At 53.0% G+C, this 14,617-nt stretch carries 12 protein-coding genes; 6 read left to right on the top strand and 6 right to left on the bottom strand.

Annotated features, from left to right (window positions below; translation table 11 throughout):
• Positions 1–639 precede the first annotated feature (639 nt).
• On the top strand, positions 640–2,832 hold the full coding sequence (locus AC1WNR_RS02160; RefSeq protein WP_481642901.1) for a PAS domain-containing hybrid sensor histidine kinase/response regulator: 2,193 nt from the start codon (positions 640–642) through the stop codon (positions 2,830–2,832).
• On the opposite strand, the gene AC1WNR_RS02165 is transcribed toward AC1WNR_RS02160, so the two are convergent.
• From AC1WNR_RS02165 to AC1WNR_RS02175, 3 genes are all read right to left on the bottom strand, one after another.
• Entirely contained in the window at positions 2,807–3,343 is a 537-nt protein-coding gene (locus AC1WNR_RS02165; RefSeq protein WP_481642902.1) for a DUF3750 domain-containing protein, read from the bottom strand. The two genes, AC1WNR_RS02160 and AC1WNR_RS02165, sit on opposite strands and share 26 nt — an antisense overlap.
• 141 nt (positions 3,344–3,484) lie before the next feature.
• Positions 3,485–4,330: a bifunctional methylenetetrahydrofolate dehydrogenase/methenyltetrahydrofolate cyclohydrolase FolD gene (gene folD / locus AC1WNR_RS02170; RefSeq protein ID WP_481642903.1), complete on the bottom strand. Its 846-nt coding sequence runs from the start codon at positions 4,328–4,330 to the stop codon at positions 3,485–3,487.
• A gap of 144 nt (positions 4,331–4,474) precedes the next feature.
• On the bottom strand, positions 4,475–5,548 hold the full coding sequence (locus AC1WNR_RS02175) for a fatty acid desaturase family protein (protein ID WP_481642904.1): 1,074 nt from the start codon (positions 5,546–5,548) through the stop codon (positions 4,475–4,477).
• 157 nt (positions 5,549–5,705) lie between these two features.
• On the opposite strand from AC1WNR_RS02175, the gene AC1WNR_RS02180 reads away from it, so the two are divergent.
• Positions 5,706–6,725, top strand: coding sequence for a LacI family DNA-binding transcriptional regulator (locus AC1WNR_RS02180; RefSeq protein WP_481642905.1), 1,020 nt, complete (start codon positions 5,706–5,708; stop codon positions 6,723–6,725).
• Here the strand turns inward: AC1WNR_RS02180 and AC1WNR_RS02185 are convergent.
• Genes AC1WNR_RS02185 through AC1WNR_RS02195 form a run of 3 tightly spaced genes read right to left on the bottom strand, consistent with a single transcriptional unit; the run spans position 6,722 to position 9,879 of the window.
• Positions 6,722–7,855: a Gfo/Idh/MocA family protein gene (locus AC1WNR_RS02185; RefSeq protein WP_481642906.1), complete on the bottom strand. Its 1,134-nt coding sequence runs from the start codon at positions 7,853–7,855 to the stop codon at positions 6,722–6,724. The two genes, AC1WNR_RS02180 and AC1WNR_RS02185, sit on opposite strands and share 4 nt — an antisense overlap.
• Positions 7,856–7,878: 23 nt before the next feature.
• Entirely contained in the window at positions 7,879–8,769 is an 891-nt protein-coding gene (locus AC1WNR_RS02190; RefSeq protein ID WP_481642907.1) for a TIM barrel protein, read from the bottom strand.
• A gap of 12 nt (positions 8,770–8,781) precedes the next feature.
• Complete coding sequence (locus AC1WNR_RS02195) at positions 8,782–9,879, bottom strand: Gfo/Idh/MocA family protein (protein ID WP_481642908.1); 1,098 nt, start codon at positions 9,877–9,879, stop codon at positions 8,782–8,784.
• 77 nt (positions 9,880–9,956) lie between these two features.
• Between AC1WNR_RS02195 and iolD the strand changes: the two genes are divergently transcribed.
• From iolD to AC1WNR_RS02215, 4 genes are read left to right on the top strand one after another with little or no spacing between them, the layout of a single operon-like run.
• Positions 9,957–11,831 (top strand): 3D-(3,5/4)-trihydroxycyclohexane-1,2-dione acylhydrolase (decyclizing), encoded by a 1,875-nt coding sequence (gene iolD, locus AC1WNR_RS02200; RefSeq protein WP_481642909.1) that lies wholly within the window; start codon positions 9,957–9,959, stop codon positions 11,829–11,831.
• The gene (iolC, locus tag AC1WNR_RS02205) at positions 11,832–12,833 is read left to right on the top strand and encodes a 5-dehydro-2-deoxygluconokinase (RefSeq protein WP_481642910.1); all 1,002 of its coding nucleotides are present in this window, start codon (positions 11,832–11,834) and stop codon (positions 12,831–12,833) included.
• A 2-nt stretch (positions 12,834–12,835) separates the two neighbouring features.
• Positions 12,836–13,678 carry a 5-deoxy-glucuronate isomerase gene (locus AC1WNR_RS02210; protein ID WP_481642911.1) on the top strand — a complete coding sequence of 281 codons (843 nt, stop codon included), beginning with the start codon at positions 12,836–12,838 and terminating at the stop codon, positions 13,676–13,678.
• Positions 13,675–14,493: a class II fructose-bisphosphate aldolase gene (locus AC1WNR_RS02215; protein ID WP_481642912.1), complete on the top strand. Its 819-nt coding sequence runs from the start codon at positions 13,675–13,677 to the stop codon at positions 14,491–14,493. The genes AC1WNR_RS02210 and AC1WNR_RS02215 overlap by 4 nt, the downstream gene beginning before the upstream one ends.
• Positions 14,494–14,617: the final 124 nt, after the last annotated feature.

Raw genomic sequence — 14,617 nt, forward strand, 5'->3', positions numbered from 1 at the left:
TTTTGATAGGCTTATTGATGGTTTGCCTCGCGTGTTTAGAATGAAAGTTTCTAATGTTTTTATGATTAATCATTAATATATTTCGATAATTTGAAAATAATTTTTGTTTGTCTATTCAACACGCGTTCGTCTGTCTGGTATGGGTAGTTGTCGCTTGGGCGGACTTGAACTGTTTGATGCCGCGCCCAGTTGCTTTGCTAGAGGGTCGAGCCCCAGGGTGATCAATGAGAGGTGTTGGACGGTTTGGTCGAAGACGGCCAGTGCTGGCTAAGAGGGTTGAAGTTGAGCAGAGAGTAACATCGGGTCAGATAAGCGGCGTAGGCTAGATAATTCCTTTCAGATACCTTATGGTCGTGAGATGGTGAGGGCTAGAAGTTGAATGTAGAAAACAATAAAAAAAACAGGTCGCTCTCGCAGATAGACAGACTGCGGTTGCGCCTCAATTACGTCACTTTTTTTGCTGTTGTGGTAGCCACTATTGTTGTCGTCTATTTTCCCGCTGAGGATGCGCTACTTCGCTTTCCAATAGTGAGTTTAGTTGTCCTGCTTATTCTTTTACTTCATGTATATGCTGTCCGCTCTGGATCGCGCCAACTCTCACTTTGGGTAGAGAATGCAGTTTTTCTATCTGGTGCAGTAATGTGGATGCTTGTCTGGTTCAACGGGGAGGTGGCCACTATTCTGTTGCCCGGGTTTGTAGCGTTCGCTGGAGTATTTGGGTTTGCTCGTTTTTGGCCTCTGGTCTATTACTCGGTTGGTTCCGTCGCAGTATTGCTGGTTGCACTGATCTTCCTGCGACTTGACCCAGCTGTAGTGGGGCGCTCACTCGTCACTCTCATCGCAGTGATTGGACTGCTGTTTTTTCTGCGCGGGTATATCCGGTTATTGGATCGATCAGAGGGTAAACTGAAGACCCTAGATATCACACTTAGAAGTGTGCTCTCGCAAGCGAAAATCAATGTGTTTGATCTGCGCCCGAGCACTGGCGAGGGTCAGTTTCTCTATGCCTATGACTCCAAAAATCTAGAATTTATCGATCAGTCGCGCTGGTTGGAAATGATCGAGCCGAAATATCGAAGTGACGTGCTGAGCAATCTTATGCAACTTGGCACGTCAACTGAGTTTCGCGTGAATCTGCAGGGGAGTGACTCATCGCCCTCTTGGCATTGGCTACGAGAAGAGATGATACATGAATATGTTGATGAGTCTGGCGAGCTTCATCGCATCGGCTATTCACAGAATATCGACGATGAAGTGGCAGTGAGAGAGCAGTTACTTTCGTCGTTACAAATACAAATAGATGAGAAGGCTAAGTTAGCGGTTGAGTTTGAGAAGTTTGATAGTGTTTGTGACCAGTTGGAGTTGGTGTTTTGGCGACTGTCGTTGGGGGACGGCACTATTACCTATAACAATCAATTTGCGCGGCGCTGGAATTTGGAGTCCGGCGGCTCCATCTCGTTTGAGCAGCTCAAGTCGTTTATGCATCCAGAGTATGCTGATTTTCATGATCATTGCATCCAACAGACACTGAAGCAGCAGAGTACTCTCGTAACCACCTATCAGGCTCCGTTGGGGCCGCGCGAAGGTCGTTGGTTTGAGCTCAGGTATTGGCCCGACTATGACAACCATGAAAATATGGTCGCGGTTAATGTGAGTAATACGGATATTACCGATCTCATGGAAGTGCAGAGTGAGCTTCGGCTAAAGCATGCCGAGTCGGTGGTTCAACAACGACGTGAGAAGGATATGTACTCGGTGATTGCGCATGAGATGCGCACACCGGCAGCTATCTTGAAAATGCAGCTTGAACAGGAACGCAGAGGTCTAGGCCAGATCGATCGCAAGCTGTTCGAAACCAGTGTGGATCAGCTGCTCAGTGTGGTCGATATGCTAAGGACTGTCTCTCAACCTGAAGAGATGGTGTCGCGCGAACTCTCGGCAGCTTTACCCTGCGAACTTCTCGCAAACCAAATAACCATACTGAAGGCACTGGCTCAGGAGGAGGGTATGGAACTGATTACGCTTTGTGACTCAGTAACCGATCGCCCTCTGATGTTAATGCAGGGGCCGCTGAAACAGTTGATCTCCAACCTTGTGAAGAACGCCTTGTTACATTCGCAGGGCTCGCAGGTGATCTTATCTGCAGACTGCGAAGAGCTTGAGGGTGGTTTTTTCGATTTGACGCTCTACGTGGATGACGACGGACGAGGTATACCGTCTACTGAGATCGACAGACTTTTTGAGCCGTACGAGAGAGGAGAGGGGGCAATTAATGGTACAGGTCTGGGGCTGTTTGTCTGTCGTCAGATAGCGAATATCATGGGCGCAACTCTGAGCTATGCCGATAGCCCACACGGCGGTGCCCGTTTTGTATTAAATTGGAAGGCAGAGATAGTCAGCGAATCAACTAACGCGGAACTTGCGGTTTACCCAGCGGCCAATCAGGCTCTAGCTGAGCTATCGGTTCTCCTGGTTGAAGATGATCCAGGTATATTGCAGATGACGGCTGTACTGCTCTCTGATGAGTGCTCTGCTCTTCGGATTGCCAAGGATGGCCAGCAAGCTCTGGATATTCTAGCTAAAAGTCAGGTGGATCTGGTGCTTACCGATATCTTTATGCCGCAGATGAATGGTATTGAGCTCGTCACGGTAGCGCGCGAGCAAGGATATAACCAGCCGATAATAGGATTGACCGCAGCGACCCTAGGTCAGGAGACCGAGTCGCTGCTTCAAGCGGGTGCAAATGCAGTGATGAATAAGCCCATTCGAATAGAGGAGCTGAAAAAGCGTGTTGGCGAGCTGGTCGCTAAGGACGCCAACTCTGTCCAATAGCTGACAAGGGTAGATCCAACTCCAGCTCGGGTACCTGTTCGGCAATCCATGAAGGAAAGGTGTTCGAGTTTGGGCCCGGGAAAAGTTTGTACTCGTTAGCCCAGGGGTAATCTCTTGCCGCCTTATCGATTGCTGTAATCAACTGATCCACGCCCTCACCTTGATGTGCGGCTAATAGTTGTGGCTCAGCACCAAACCAGTAACGATCGGGTATGTCACGGCGAATGACGAGCGCGGGCAGGCCTCGATTGGCACGCCATCCCAGTATCTCGTATATCGTATAGCTCGATGCGCCGCTAGGTTTTGCTGCAATCCAAGTATGTATTGCAAATATTCCTCGCCAGCCATACACATCGGCACCGTAAACATGCAGTACGGCCTCCTCTGTTGTTTCCGCAGGTGGTGCTATACCTGCGGAATCACGGCGAGCGGTTTGCCAACCATCGCGTGAGCAACCAGACAAAAACAGGGTAAAGGTTAGCGTTAGTATTAGTATGGTTTTAGATCGCATCGCATCGTCTCCTCCTGCACTCGTTACGTCACTTTATTTCGATTCGTTCAGAGTGGTTCGCAAGATCACAAGATGCGATTGACAAAAAAGGTCGACTGTTTAGCCGACCATTGAGATGACACTAATTCCATTGAGCTCGGATTAACCGATCTTCTTCTCGCCGGATGCGACGCACTGGTAGATCAGCGTATTAATGGTCATTGGTCCAACACCGCCCGGCACTGGAGTAATTGCGCTAACACGCTCATGCAACGGCTCGAGTTCGATGTCGCCAACACCGCCTGGATGGTAGCCGGCATCCACAACAATCGCTCCATCTTTAATCCAGTCAGCTTTGATAAACTCGGGACGGCCCACAGCACCCACAACGATGTCGGCGCCTTTAATAATGTCGGCCAGACCTTGGGTGCGTGAGTGGCAGATGGTTACGGTCGCGTCTTTGTTTAGAAGCATCATTGCCATGGGTTTGCCCAGTATCGGACTGCGACCAACAACGACCGCGTTCTTACCCGACAGCGGAATATCGTATGCCTCAAGCAGGCGCATGATGCCTTGCGGAGTAGCTGAGCCGTAAGCCTCCTCCTGCATCGCCATGCGGCCAAAACCTAGACAAGTGACACCGTCTACATCTTTCTCTAGATCAATGGCGTCAAAGCAGGCGCGCTCATCAATCTGCGCAGGTACTGGGTGCTGCAGCAGAATGCCGTGGCAGTTTGGGTTTGCGTTCAGCTCGTGGATTTTAGCCAGCAGCTCTTCGGTCGTTGTCTCTTCGGGCATCTCGACGGTAATCGACTCCATGCCGATCCGTTTGCAGGCGTTGCCTTTCATGCGCACATAGGTGGCAGAGGCTGGATCGCCGCCGACTAGAATAGTGGCCAGCGCGGGAGTCTGACCGCCGCTGCGCTCTTTCAGAGCAGCAACGCGCTCAGAGAGTTCGGCTTCAGTTTTTTTGGCTACGGCACTGCCGTCGAGAATAAGAGCTGACATGTGACTTCCTTAGATCGAGTCCTAGAACGAGACACCGCAGCCGCAGCTGCAGTTTAATGCGCGGTATTCTACCCTGATTTGATCGAGAGTTTTAGGCGAGCATTGAACTCTTCTTCGCTAATTGGAAGCGTGCGGCGGGTTGGTTTACAGCTTCAGTATGTTCGGTTCTAGTGCGGGCTCCCGATAAGGTCGCGCCGTGTAAGGCAGCGGTCGACGCAGATAATAGTCTGGCTCTGTTCGCTGGCGCCAAAGTACCGGTATGAATTCTCGGTAAGCCGCCAGTATTGATGGGCTTGGTTCGGGGAAGTCGTCTTTGATTCGTTCATGCAGAGCGGGCAGCGCATGATAAGGCACTGTCGGGAACATATGGTGTTCAACGTGGTAGTTCATGTTCCAGTAGATGAACCGGCTTATTGGATTCATGTAGACGGTGCGGCTATTGAGCCGGTGATCGATGGCGTTATCGGCCAGTCCCGCATGCTGCGTCATACCGGTCAGTGCCATATGCCAGGCACCATAGATGCGGGGTAGTCCAATCAGCATCAGGGGAATCCAAGACTGCAGGGCAAAGGTTGCTGCCAGCGTTGCGGCATAGATCAGCACCCAAACGCGCGCAACGCTGATCGCCTTCTGTCGATCCATCTCAGGAATGTAAGTTTCAGTCTCTGGCTCTAAGCGTCCTCTCGCATTGATCAGCATCACTTTGAGACCGCTAATCACATCCATAATGCCAACATAGTTCTGCAGTAGACGCAGAAAAGAGATCGGTTTTTGCGTGACTATCTCAGGATCCCGTCCGACAATGATGGTATCGGTATGGTGGCGCGTGTGGCTCCAGCGCCAGGCGACAGGATTACGGATCATCATGAAACAGGCGACCTGGTAGAGCCACTCATTCATCCAGCGAGTGCGAAAGGCAGTGCCGTGGCTGCATTCGTGCCAGCGAGAGTCCATTGCAGATCCATAAAGCACGCCATAGGCTGCCCAGAATGGCACCGCGTACCAGCTACCCCAGAGGTAGATACCCCCGGCGGCGAAGCCGACCATCAGCGCAAAAAGCAAAATAGTGTCGCGAATAGCGGGCTGGTCAGAGCGTTGCATAAACTGCTTCATCTCTTTGCGAGGAATATCAGACCGATACCAATCGGCGTCAGCCAAGCCAAGTTGCACAGCTCGTTTTCCGCTTTCACCTAACAGGCTGTAATCACGCTCTGCCATCATCTACACCCTATTCTTTTCAGTCGATTATAAGGATTTGGTCAGGTAAGAGAATGGGTTGATTGGTTTTCCTGTGCGAAATGCCCTGTTTGACTATAGACCTTGCGCGAGAAATGGTTAATTCTCTAGATAAGAGTTTTGGAGAGGAAAAAGCGCCGTGGCTCGGGCCTCAAGAACAAAAATAACCTTAGCTGATGTAGCTGAACTGGCGGGTGTCAGTCGTAGTGCGGTTTCGCGTACCTTTACGCCCGGAGCATCTGTTTCCGGCGAGACGAGAGCGCGTGTCGAGAAAGCAGCGCGAGAACTGGGTTACCGGCCCAATATTCTTGCGCGCAGTTTAACCACGGGGCAGACGGGTCTTGTGGGGCTGGTCGCCAATAACTTCAAAAACCCTGCCTATTTAGAAATTTTCGACACCTTCACGCGTCTTCTTCAGGCGCGGGGATTGCGTGCGCTGCTAATCAACCTATCGGATGAGGTGGAGCCGCAGCGAAGTCTAGATCTGTTGTTGCAGTATCAGGTGGATGCCGTTGTCGTGGCTACCTCAACGCTGCCGATGGGCTTCACAGATGCCTTTGTCGACGCCGGTTTGCTTGTTGTGCATGCGTTCGGACGTGACAATGATGGCCAGTATGATGTTGTCAGCATAGATAACCGAGCGGCTGGTGCTTTGGCGGCGCGTCGTCTGCTGGCTTCGGGATACACGAGTCTGGGGTTCTTAGGTGGTCCGCAGTTAGCAACGTCAACTCGAGATCGTTTGAGTGGGTTTATGTCTGTTGCTGAAGCCGAGGGGGCTGATGTGCAAGTGCACTTCGCTCAGGGTTATACCTTTGAAGCAGGTAACGAAGCGATGCACCATCTGATGGAGTCAGGCTTAGCCCAGGGTTATCTGTGCGGTGACGATATGATCGCTTTTGGTGCGGTTAGTGCGCTACGAAGCGCCGGAGTCAAAGTACCCGAGCAGGTCGGAATATTGGGGTTCAATAACATCCAGATGTCGGCTTGGGAGAATATACGCCTCACCACCATTGCACAGCCTACTGCGCGAGTGATGGAGTTGACGGTTGAGCGTCTGCAAGCGAGGCTCTATGCCGCTGAGGCCTTTAAACCGAGTGTCACGCTACTGCCTTGTGAGGTTATTGAGCGTGACACCCTGGCACCGATTAAGCAGAGTTAGAGTCTCTCCCAACTGCCGTTGCTGTTGCCTGAGCGCGCCACCGCTGCGATCGCTTTAATCGAGTCAGCACCGGCATCTACCATGGGTATCAGGCCAAGATCGGGCGTCTGGCCCTGTTTTTCCATCTCAATCGCCTGAGCCAGCTCGGTGTAGATGTTACCAAATGCGAGTGGCATCCCCTCAGCGTGACCCACCGTTACACGGCTCGAACGATCCGCTTCAGGTGAGAGATTTGCTTCACCGCGCTCAATCACCTGTGTGCGGCCACCGACGGGCGTGTAGTAGAGCTGGTTTGGCTGCTCTTGTGCCCAGCGCAGTCCACCGGTTTCACCGAATACCTGAATCGTCAGGCCGTGCTGGCGACCGATGGCACAGGATGAGGTCCACAGACGGCCAACGGTTCCCTCAGACATGCGGAAGTTCACCATCGCGTCGTCCTCCAGCTCGCGGCTAGGGATCAGGCTGACACAGTCAGCGCTGAGTTGTTCAACCCGTTGGTTGGTTACAAAGCTCGCCATATGCATAGCGTGAATACCGCAGTCCGCAAACTGTGCGGATACTCCGACTTTGCTTGGATCGTAACGCCAGCGCACGCGCGGGTTGTCGGCATCGGCTGCATCGGCGTGGTGACCATGGGCAAACTCCGCAAATACCATTCGCACTTTGCCAATATCCCCGCGCGCAACCATGGCACGCATATGACGTACCAGCGAGTAACCGGAGTAACCATAATTCACTGCGCAGATCTTGCCGCTAGCTGCAGCGACGCGCACCAGATCTTCAGCCTGCTCGACATTCATTGTTAGCGGTTTCTCGCAAAGGACGTGAAAGCCCGCTTCCAAGAACGCTTTACTGATCTCGTAGTGGGTGTCGTTGGGCGTGGCGATGGTGACCAGTTCAACGCGATCGTCGCGGTTGCGTTCGCCCTCCAACATTTCGCGCCAATCGCCATAGCTGCGATCCGCATCCAAACCGAGCTCAACACCATAGGCGCGACCCTCGTCAGGACGGTGATCCAGGGAAGCTGCTTTAAAGTTAAATAGACCGTCTAAGCGGGCGCCGAGACGGTGGGCGGGCCCTATCTGGCTGCCGCGGCCGCCACCAATCAAACCCCAGTTAATCGGTTTCATGTAGAACTTCTCCAGTAGAAAAATTAAAAGCCAACGCTGGCGAGAAACTCGCGGTTTGCGCGCGCATCGGTAATCGGTGAAACGTCTAGCGTTGGGTCGCAGTCTTGCTCGACAGTAATCCAGCCGTTGTACCCGCGCTCGGTTAGCAACTGCTTAACCGCATTGAAGTTGACCTCGCCTTTGCCTAGGTTACAGAATATACCCTGCCCACAAGCGTCATAAAAGCCGGTGCGATTGCGAATGACTTCAGCTTTCACGGCCGGGTCAATGTCTTTGAAATGAACGTACGCGAGGCGGTCGAAGTGACGCGTCATGAAGTCAACGGGATCGAATCCTGCATATGTCTGGTGCCCTGTATCGACGCAGAGTTTAAGATGTTCGGGGCCGATCTCTTTTAGTAACTGCTCTAGTTCTGGAAGATAATCCACAAAACCGGCACTGTGACTATGGATGCTCACTGTTAGGCCATACTCGTCTGTACCGAGCTTAGCAACCGCTCGAATACGCTCAACGAACGCGCTCCACTCAGTGCTATCCATTTTTACAGCTTCATCAGGGCGGCCAGCAGAGGGGGCACGGCGCTCTGAAATTGAGTCGATAAGCACGAGTTGGTTGGCACCGTGCGCTTTCAGCGCGCGACAGGTTCGATGCGCTTTGTCTAGCAGTTCCTCGAATGCCTCAGGGTCGTGAAATGGCTGATAAAGAACACCCGCAGTTAATTCCAAACCATACTTCTTTAGTGCGTTGGCAAGTTCGGCTGGGTCTTCGGGCATGAAACCAATCGGTCCAAGCTCAATACCTTTGTAGCCTGCTTCAGCGCACTCCTTGAGGACAGTCTCCCAAGTTGGGTTGCGCGGATCACCCGCAAATTCAACACCCCAGGAGCAGGGTGCGTTACCAACACCTATTGTCATTCTCTTTTCCTTTTATCTTTGTTCTGAGAGGCTTACCCAGCCCGATTGTTTGTGTGAATCTCTGACCGCTTCAACAACACGCATAACCTCAGCTCCGTCGTTAAAGCTTGGCCATGCGGGCTGCTGGCCCAGAATGGCACGGAAAAAATTGGCCTGTTCGATGATGATCTGGTCTTGATAGCCTGTGCCATGCGCAGGACCTTGGCAAAAGAACCGGTAATCGCCATGAGCGGGACCGGCAAGGATACGTTGAAACCCTGCATTTGGGCCGCTATCGCGTTGATAGAGCCAGAGGCAGTTTTGGTCTTCTTGATCGAAGCGAATGGTCCCTTCGGTGCCATGTATCTCGTAGGCGTAGCCCATTTTGCGCCCGTGGGCTACCCTGGACGAAGAGATAAAGCCGTTCGCTCCACTACTGAACTGACACATGAACTGAATCTGATCGTCGTTTGAATTACTGCTTTTGCTCTGGCGACGTGATTCGGGACGGCATTTGATGTCGGCTACAAGCGAGTCTATGGGACCGCAAAATGCAAGGGCGCACTGTATAACATGCGGAGCCAGGTCACCGAGGGTGCCATTGGCGTCACCATAAAGACGCCAGCTATCCAGAGGCTCAACCATAAAGTCTTCATTATGTTCGCCACGGAACCAGGTGATCTCACCAATCGCGCCGTCGGCAATAAGTTTGCGTGCATAGGCGCTAGCCGGTGTGTTGATGTAGTTGTAGGCGACTAGGTTCACAACGGGCTTGGCTGCCGCAGCTATGGCTTGAGCTTCAGCTAGGGTTCTTCCCATCGGCTTCTCGCACATGACCGGTTTGCCGGCTGCGGCGCAGAGTTTAACAAATTCAAGGTGAGTGTTTTGCGGGGAGGCGATAACGACAGCATCTATCTCGTCTGACTCGATCAATGCTTGCGCCGAACCGAATGAGCGCGGTGCTTTGAACATCGCTGCGTAACGCGCAGCGCTCTCTGGCGAGCCGGCTGCAATGCCCCCCAGTTCAACAGCGGTATCGAGCTCCATTACGGCGCTGACTGAGTGCGCTGCGATCGCATGGGCCTTGCCCATGTAGCCACCACCAATAACGCCGAGCCTGATTTTTTGCATCTTTTATCCTTAGGTTTGCAACCGGTTGCAGATGTTGTATCGTCATACGAAAGAATAATCAATAACAGGATGCGTCAATGACAACAACTTCGGGCAAATTTCTAACCCTGACTACCGCCCAAGCAATCGTGAAGTATCTGCAGAATCAGTGGATAGAGATCGACGGCGAACGGGTGCGCCTGTGCGGTGGCGGTTTCGGTATTTTTGGCCACGGCAACGTGACCTGTCTCGGCGAGGCACTTTATGAGGTCCAAGACGACCTGCCGCTCTATCGGGGGCAGAATGAGCAGTCTATGGGCTTTGCTGCCGCAGCCTACTCGAAATATCATCTGCGTCGCCGATTTATGTTCTGCACTGCCTCGGCAGGTCCCGGAACCGCCAACCTAATTACAGCCTCTGCATTGGCGATGGCAAACCGCCTCCCGATGCTGATGCTCTGTGGTGATAATTTCGCCACCCGTCTGCCTGACCCTGTGCTGCAGCAAGTAGAACATTTCAATAACCCGACGCTGGGTGTTACGGATGCGTTTAAATCGGTGACCCGTTACTGGGACCGTATCACGCACCCAGCGCAGATTCTGCAATCTTTGCCGCAAGCGATCGGCACGATGCTCGATCCAGCGGATTGCGGCCCCGCCTTTATTGGCTTGCCGCAGGATGTGCAGGGTTGGGTCTACGACTACCCTGAGTCCTTCTTCGCACCCAAGGTGCATCGAGTGCGCGCTGTTCTGCCTGATCCGGTCGAACTAGCACGCGCCGCTGAGCTGCTTAAGAGCGCGCAGCGTCCGCTGATTATAGCGGGTGGAGGTGTGCAGTACGGGGATGCAATTGACACCCTGCGCGTTTTTGCAGAGACGCACCAGATACCGGTGGTTGAGACGATAGCAGGGCGTGCAAATTTGCGCTGGGATCACCCGCTCAATTGCGGCCCACTCGGTGTCACAGGATCTGATTCTGCGAACAATTTGGCCGATAAAGCTGATGTTGTCCTCTGTGTGGGAACACGTCTACAAGACTTCACTACGGGGTCTTGGAGCGTATTTGGCGAAAGCACGCAGTTGATAAAAATTAATCCCGGTCGTCATGATGCACTCAAGCACCAAGGCGTTGAGGTGATTGCTGGCGCTAAAGAGTCGCTCCGGCCTTTATCTGAGATCTTAGGTGAGTACAGGTCGCCGGCTGGCTGGTTAGACATGGCTGCCTCGGAGCGCGAAGCATGGGATGTGATTCGCGCAGCCAATACGGATATCAATTCAGGTCCCAACCGGTATGCGCAGGCAATCGGCGTTGTGAATGCGCTCTGTGACGCGGGTGACCGAGTCGTGACTGCCGCCGGTGGGTTGCCGGCCGAAGTTACAGCCAACTGGCGCACCTTGCAGGAGAGCACGGTTGACGTTGAGTTTGGTTTTAGTTGCATGGGTTATGAGATTGCCGGTGGTTGGGGTGCCCGTATCGCGCAGAGTGAACAAGAGAAGCAGAACGATACAATTGTGTTTGTCGGTGATGGTTCCTACCTGTTGATGAACTCTGATATTTACTCTGCGGTGATCACTGATAAAAAGCTGATTATTTTGGTGCTCGATAATGGTGGCTTTGCTGTTATCAACAAGCTTCAGACCGGTAAGGGTAACGCAAGCTTCAATAACCTCTTCAAAGATACGCCGACTGCGACGCGTCCGGTGGGTGTTGATTTTGAGCAGCATGCGATGAGTCTGGGCGCGAAAGCCGAGAGGGTTGCTAATGCTGATCAGATGCAGGCCGCTTTCCAGCGAGCTAAAGCGTCGGACCAGACCTACGTGATTGTCATGGATGTTGATCCTTACGAGGGTTGGACAAATGAGGGGCATGCCTGGTGGGAAGTGGGTACGCCGGCTGTCTCCAATCGTAAAGAGGTGCTCGAGGCGCATGCTGAGACAGAAGCCGGGCGTAGCCGTCAGCGCAAGGGGGTCTAAGTGGCAGAGCAACTGATGCAGGCACTATCCGCGTCCGATAAGCCAATTCTGGTGATAGGTCGAGCCGGGTTGGACCTCTATCCCGACCCGCCGGGAACGCGCACCGAGGATGCTACACAGTTCACAACGGCCTTGGGCGGTTCGAGCGGTAATATCGCAGCTGCACTGAGCCGCTATGGTGTGCCAGTTGGGTTGTTGACCTGCGTCTCTGATGATGCGGTCGGACGTTTTGTGCGCAATCAGCTTGCGCATTACGGCATTGATGACCATCTAGTTAAAACAATTCGTGGCGATGAACGTACCAGCCTGGCATTGGCTGAATCTCGGGTAGAGGATCATCAATCAGTTATCTATCGTAATAATGCCGCTGATTTCCAGATGGATGAGAGTCAGATTGCTGGCGTCAATTTTCGTGAGTACCGCGCTCTGGTAATTACCGGTACTTGCCTGACGCTTGAGCCTTCTCGCAGTGCCAGCCTACTGGCGCTGAAGAAAGCGCAGGTAGTGGGTATCCCGGTGATTATGGATCTCGATTACCGTCCTTACTCCTGGGAGAGTCCAGCGATGGCGCAGACTGTTTACCACCAGGCGGTAGAGTATGTGGATCTACTGGTCGGCAATGATGAAGAGTTTGGCCATCTGGCTGGCGATTACGAGCGAGGCTTGGCCGAAGCCGCGCTGTTAACCTCGCAGGGCTGTAACTGTATTTACAAACGGGGTGAGTTCGGCTCCAAAAGCCTACTGACAGACGGCCGGATGATTGAGACCGGAGTCTTCGCTGTTTCACCGCTCAAACCTACGGGGGCTGGAGACGCCTTCCTCGGAGGAGTACTTGCTAGTTTGTGCCGCGGTGAGTCGATCACCGAGGCAATTCAGATCGGCAGCGCGGCAGCTGCCATTGTAGTCACTCGAGTGGGCTGTGCTCCGGCTATGCCTGATCTCGAGGATATCCATCAATTCAGACGTACACGTAACACGACACAAACAGTGTCAGGAGTTTAATCATGCACATCGCTCCATTCGATAATAAGAATCAACCGATCGTTGATGTGAATAACGAGACGGTACCGCTTAACTACTTTAATATCGTCAAACTTAAGCGCGGTGAGCGTTTTGACTACGAGGTTCCCGGGTTTGAGACCTGCATCGTGCCAGCAACCGGACGTGTAAGCGTCAGCGTTGAGGGGGCAGAGATTGCCACTATCGGCTTGCGTACAGAGGATGTTTGGGATGGTGAACCGGAGGGTGTTTACGTGCCCACGGGTCAAAAGGCCGCATTCGTCTGTGAGTCTGATAGTGCCGAGGTGTTTATTGCGGGCGCTCCGTTTGAGGAGGTTTTAGAGCCGTTTGCGGTGATGGCTGACGATATCGAGATGATTCAGTACGGCTCTGACGACACCAAAACGCACCGCAAGATCAAACATATCCTCGGTATGAAGCAGCAGGGTAAGGTTGGGAAGCTTCTTGTCTCGGAACTATTCACCGTTGGTGAAGGCGGCTGGTCTGGTTTCCCAAGCCACAAGCACGGTAATGATCGCAAAGGTTTAGAGACACGTCACGACGAAACCTACAACTTCCGCTTCAAGCCTAATACTGGCTCGGCACTGCAGTTGCTGCAGAAGTCCGAAGACGACCCAGGTGAAGCTTTCCACGTCGTTGATGGCTCAACCTTCCTAATCGATGACGGCTACCACCCCTGCTGTGTGATGCCGGGCTATCAGATGTACTACTTCACCATTCTTGGTGGTGCTGCACAACGCGGCCTGTCACCGTACTTCCAGCCGACTCATGCCGGCCAGCTGGAGACGATTCCTGGGATGAAGTCCATGTGGTCGAAGTTTAAATGATCGTAACACTCGCAGAGGTTCTTCAGGATGCGCTGAAAAACCGCTACGCAGTTGCTGGGTTGGTCTGCTTGGGCTGGGAGGATATGCGTGCTTATGCCCGCGCAGCCGAGGCGGAGGGTGTGCCGGTGATTCTGCAGGCCGGCCCCGGCTGTCGTGCGCACACACCTATCCCGGTTCTGGCGGCAATGATGCGCTCTGTCGCTGAGTCGGTTTGTGTGCCTGTGGTGGTACATCTTGACCACTCTCGCGATCTTGAGGAGTGTCGCACAGCGATAAAGGCAGGTTTTACTGGCGTTATGTATGACGGCTCTCGGCTCTCGTTGGAAGAGAATATTCGCTGCACTTCTGAGGTTGTGCGTATGGCTCATGCTGCGGGTATCTCAGTGGAGGGCGAGATCGGCTTTGTGGGCTACGCTGCGGGCGAGTCGTCTGCGGGCACCGATCCTGAGGAGGCGAGGCGTTTCGCGATTGAGACGGGTGTTGATGCGATGGCGATCTCCATCGGGAATGTACATCTGCAGACCGATTCGCAGACCGATCTCGATGAAGAACTATTGGCTCGGATTGAGGCAGGGACTGAGGTACCACTGGTGATTCATGGTGGTACCGGTGTGCCTGTCGCTCAACGGGCGGCACTGGCGCGGGGTTCGGCTATCTGCAAATACAATATCGGAACTGAATTACGACAAGCGTTTGGGCGAGATTTGAGGCGGGTGTTAGCAGAGCATCCGCAGCGCTTTGATCGCATTGAGATTTTGTCAGATCTCGAAGGGCGGATTGTTTCAAGGACTAGAGAACTATTGCGGGCGCTTTAGCAGTAACCTAAGGGGGTAGGCTGGGTCTGCGATTGGGTAAAGGGAGACCGCTCATTCCATAAGGTTCCCAAAAAAAGCGTATTTTTATGGAATGTGCGTTCCAAAATATTGCGGAATGAAAAAT

Source organism: Marinobacterium marisflavi, assembly GCF_982447095.1.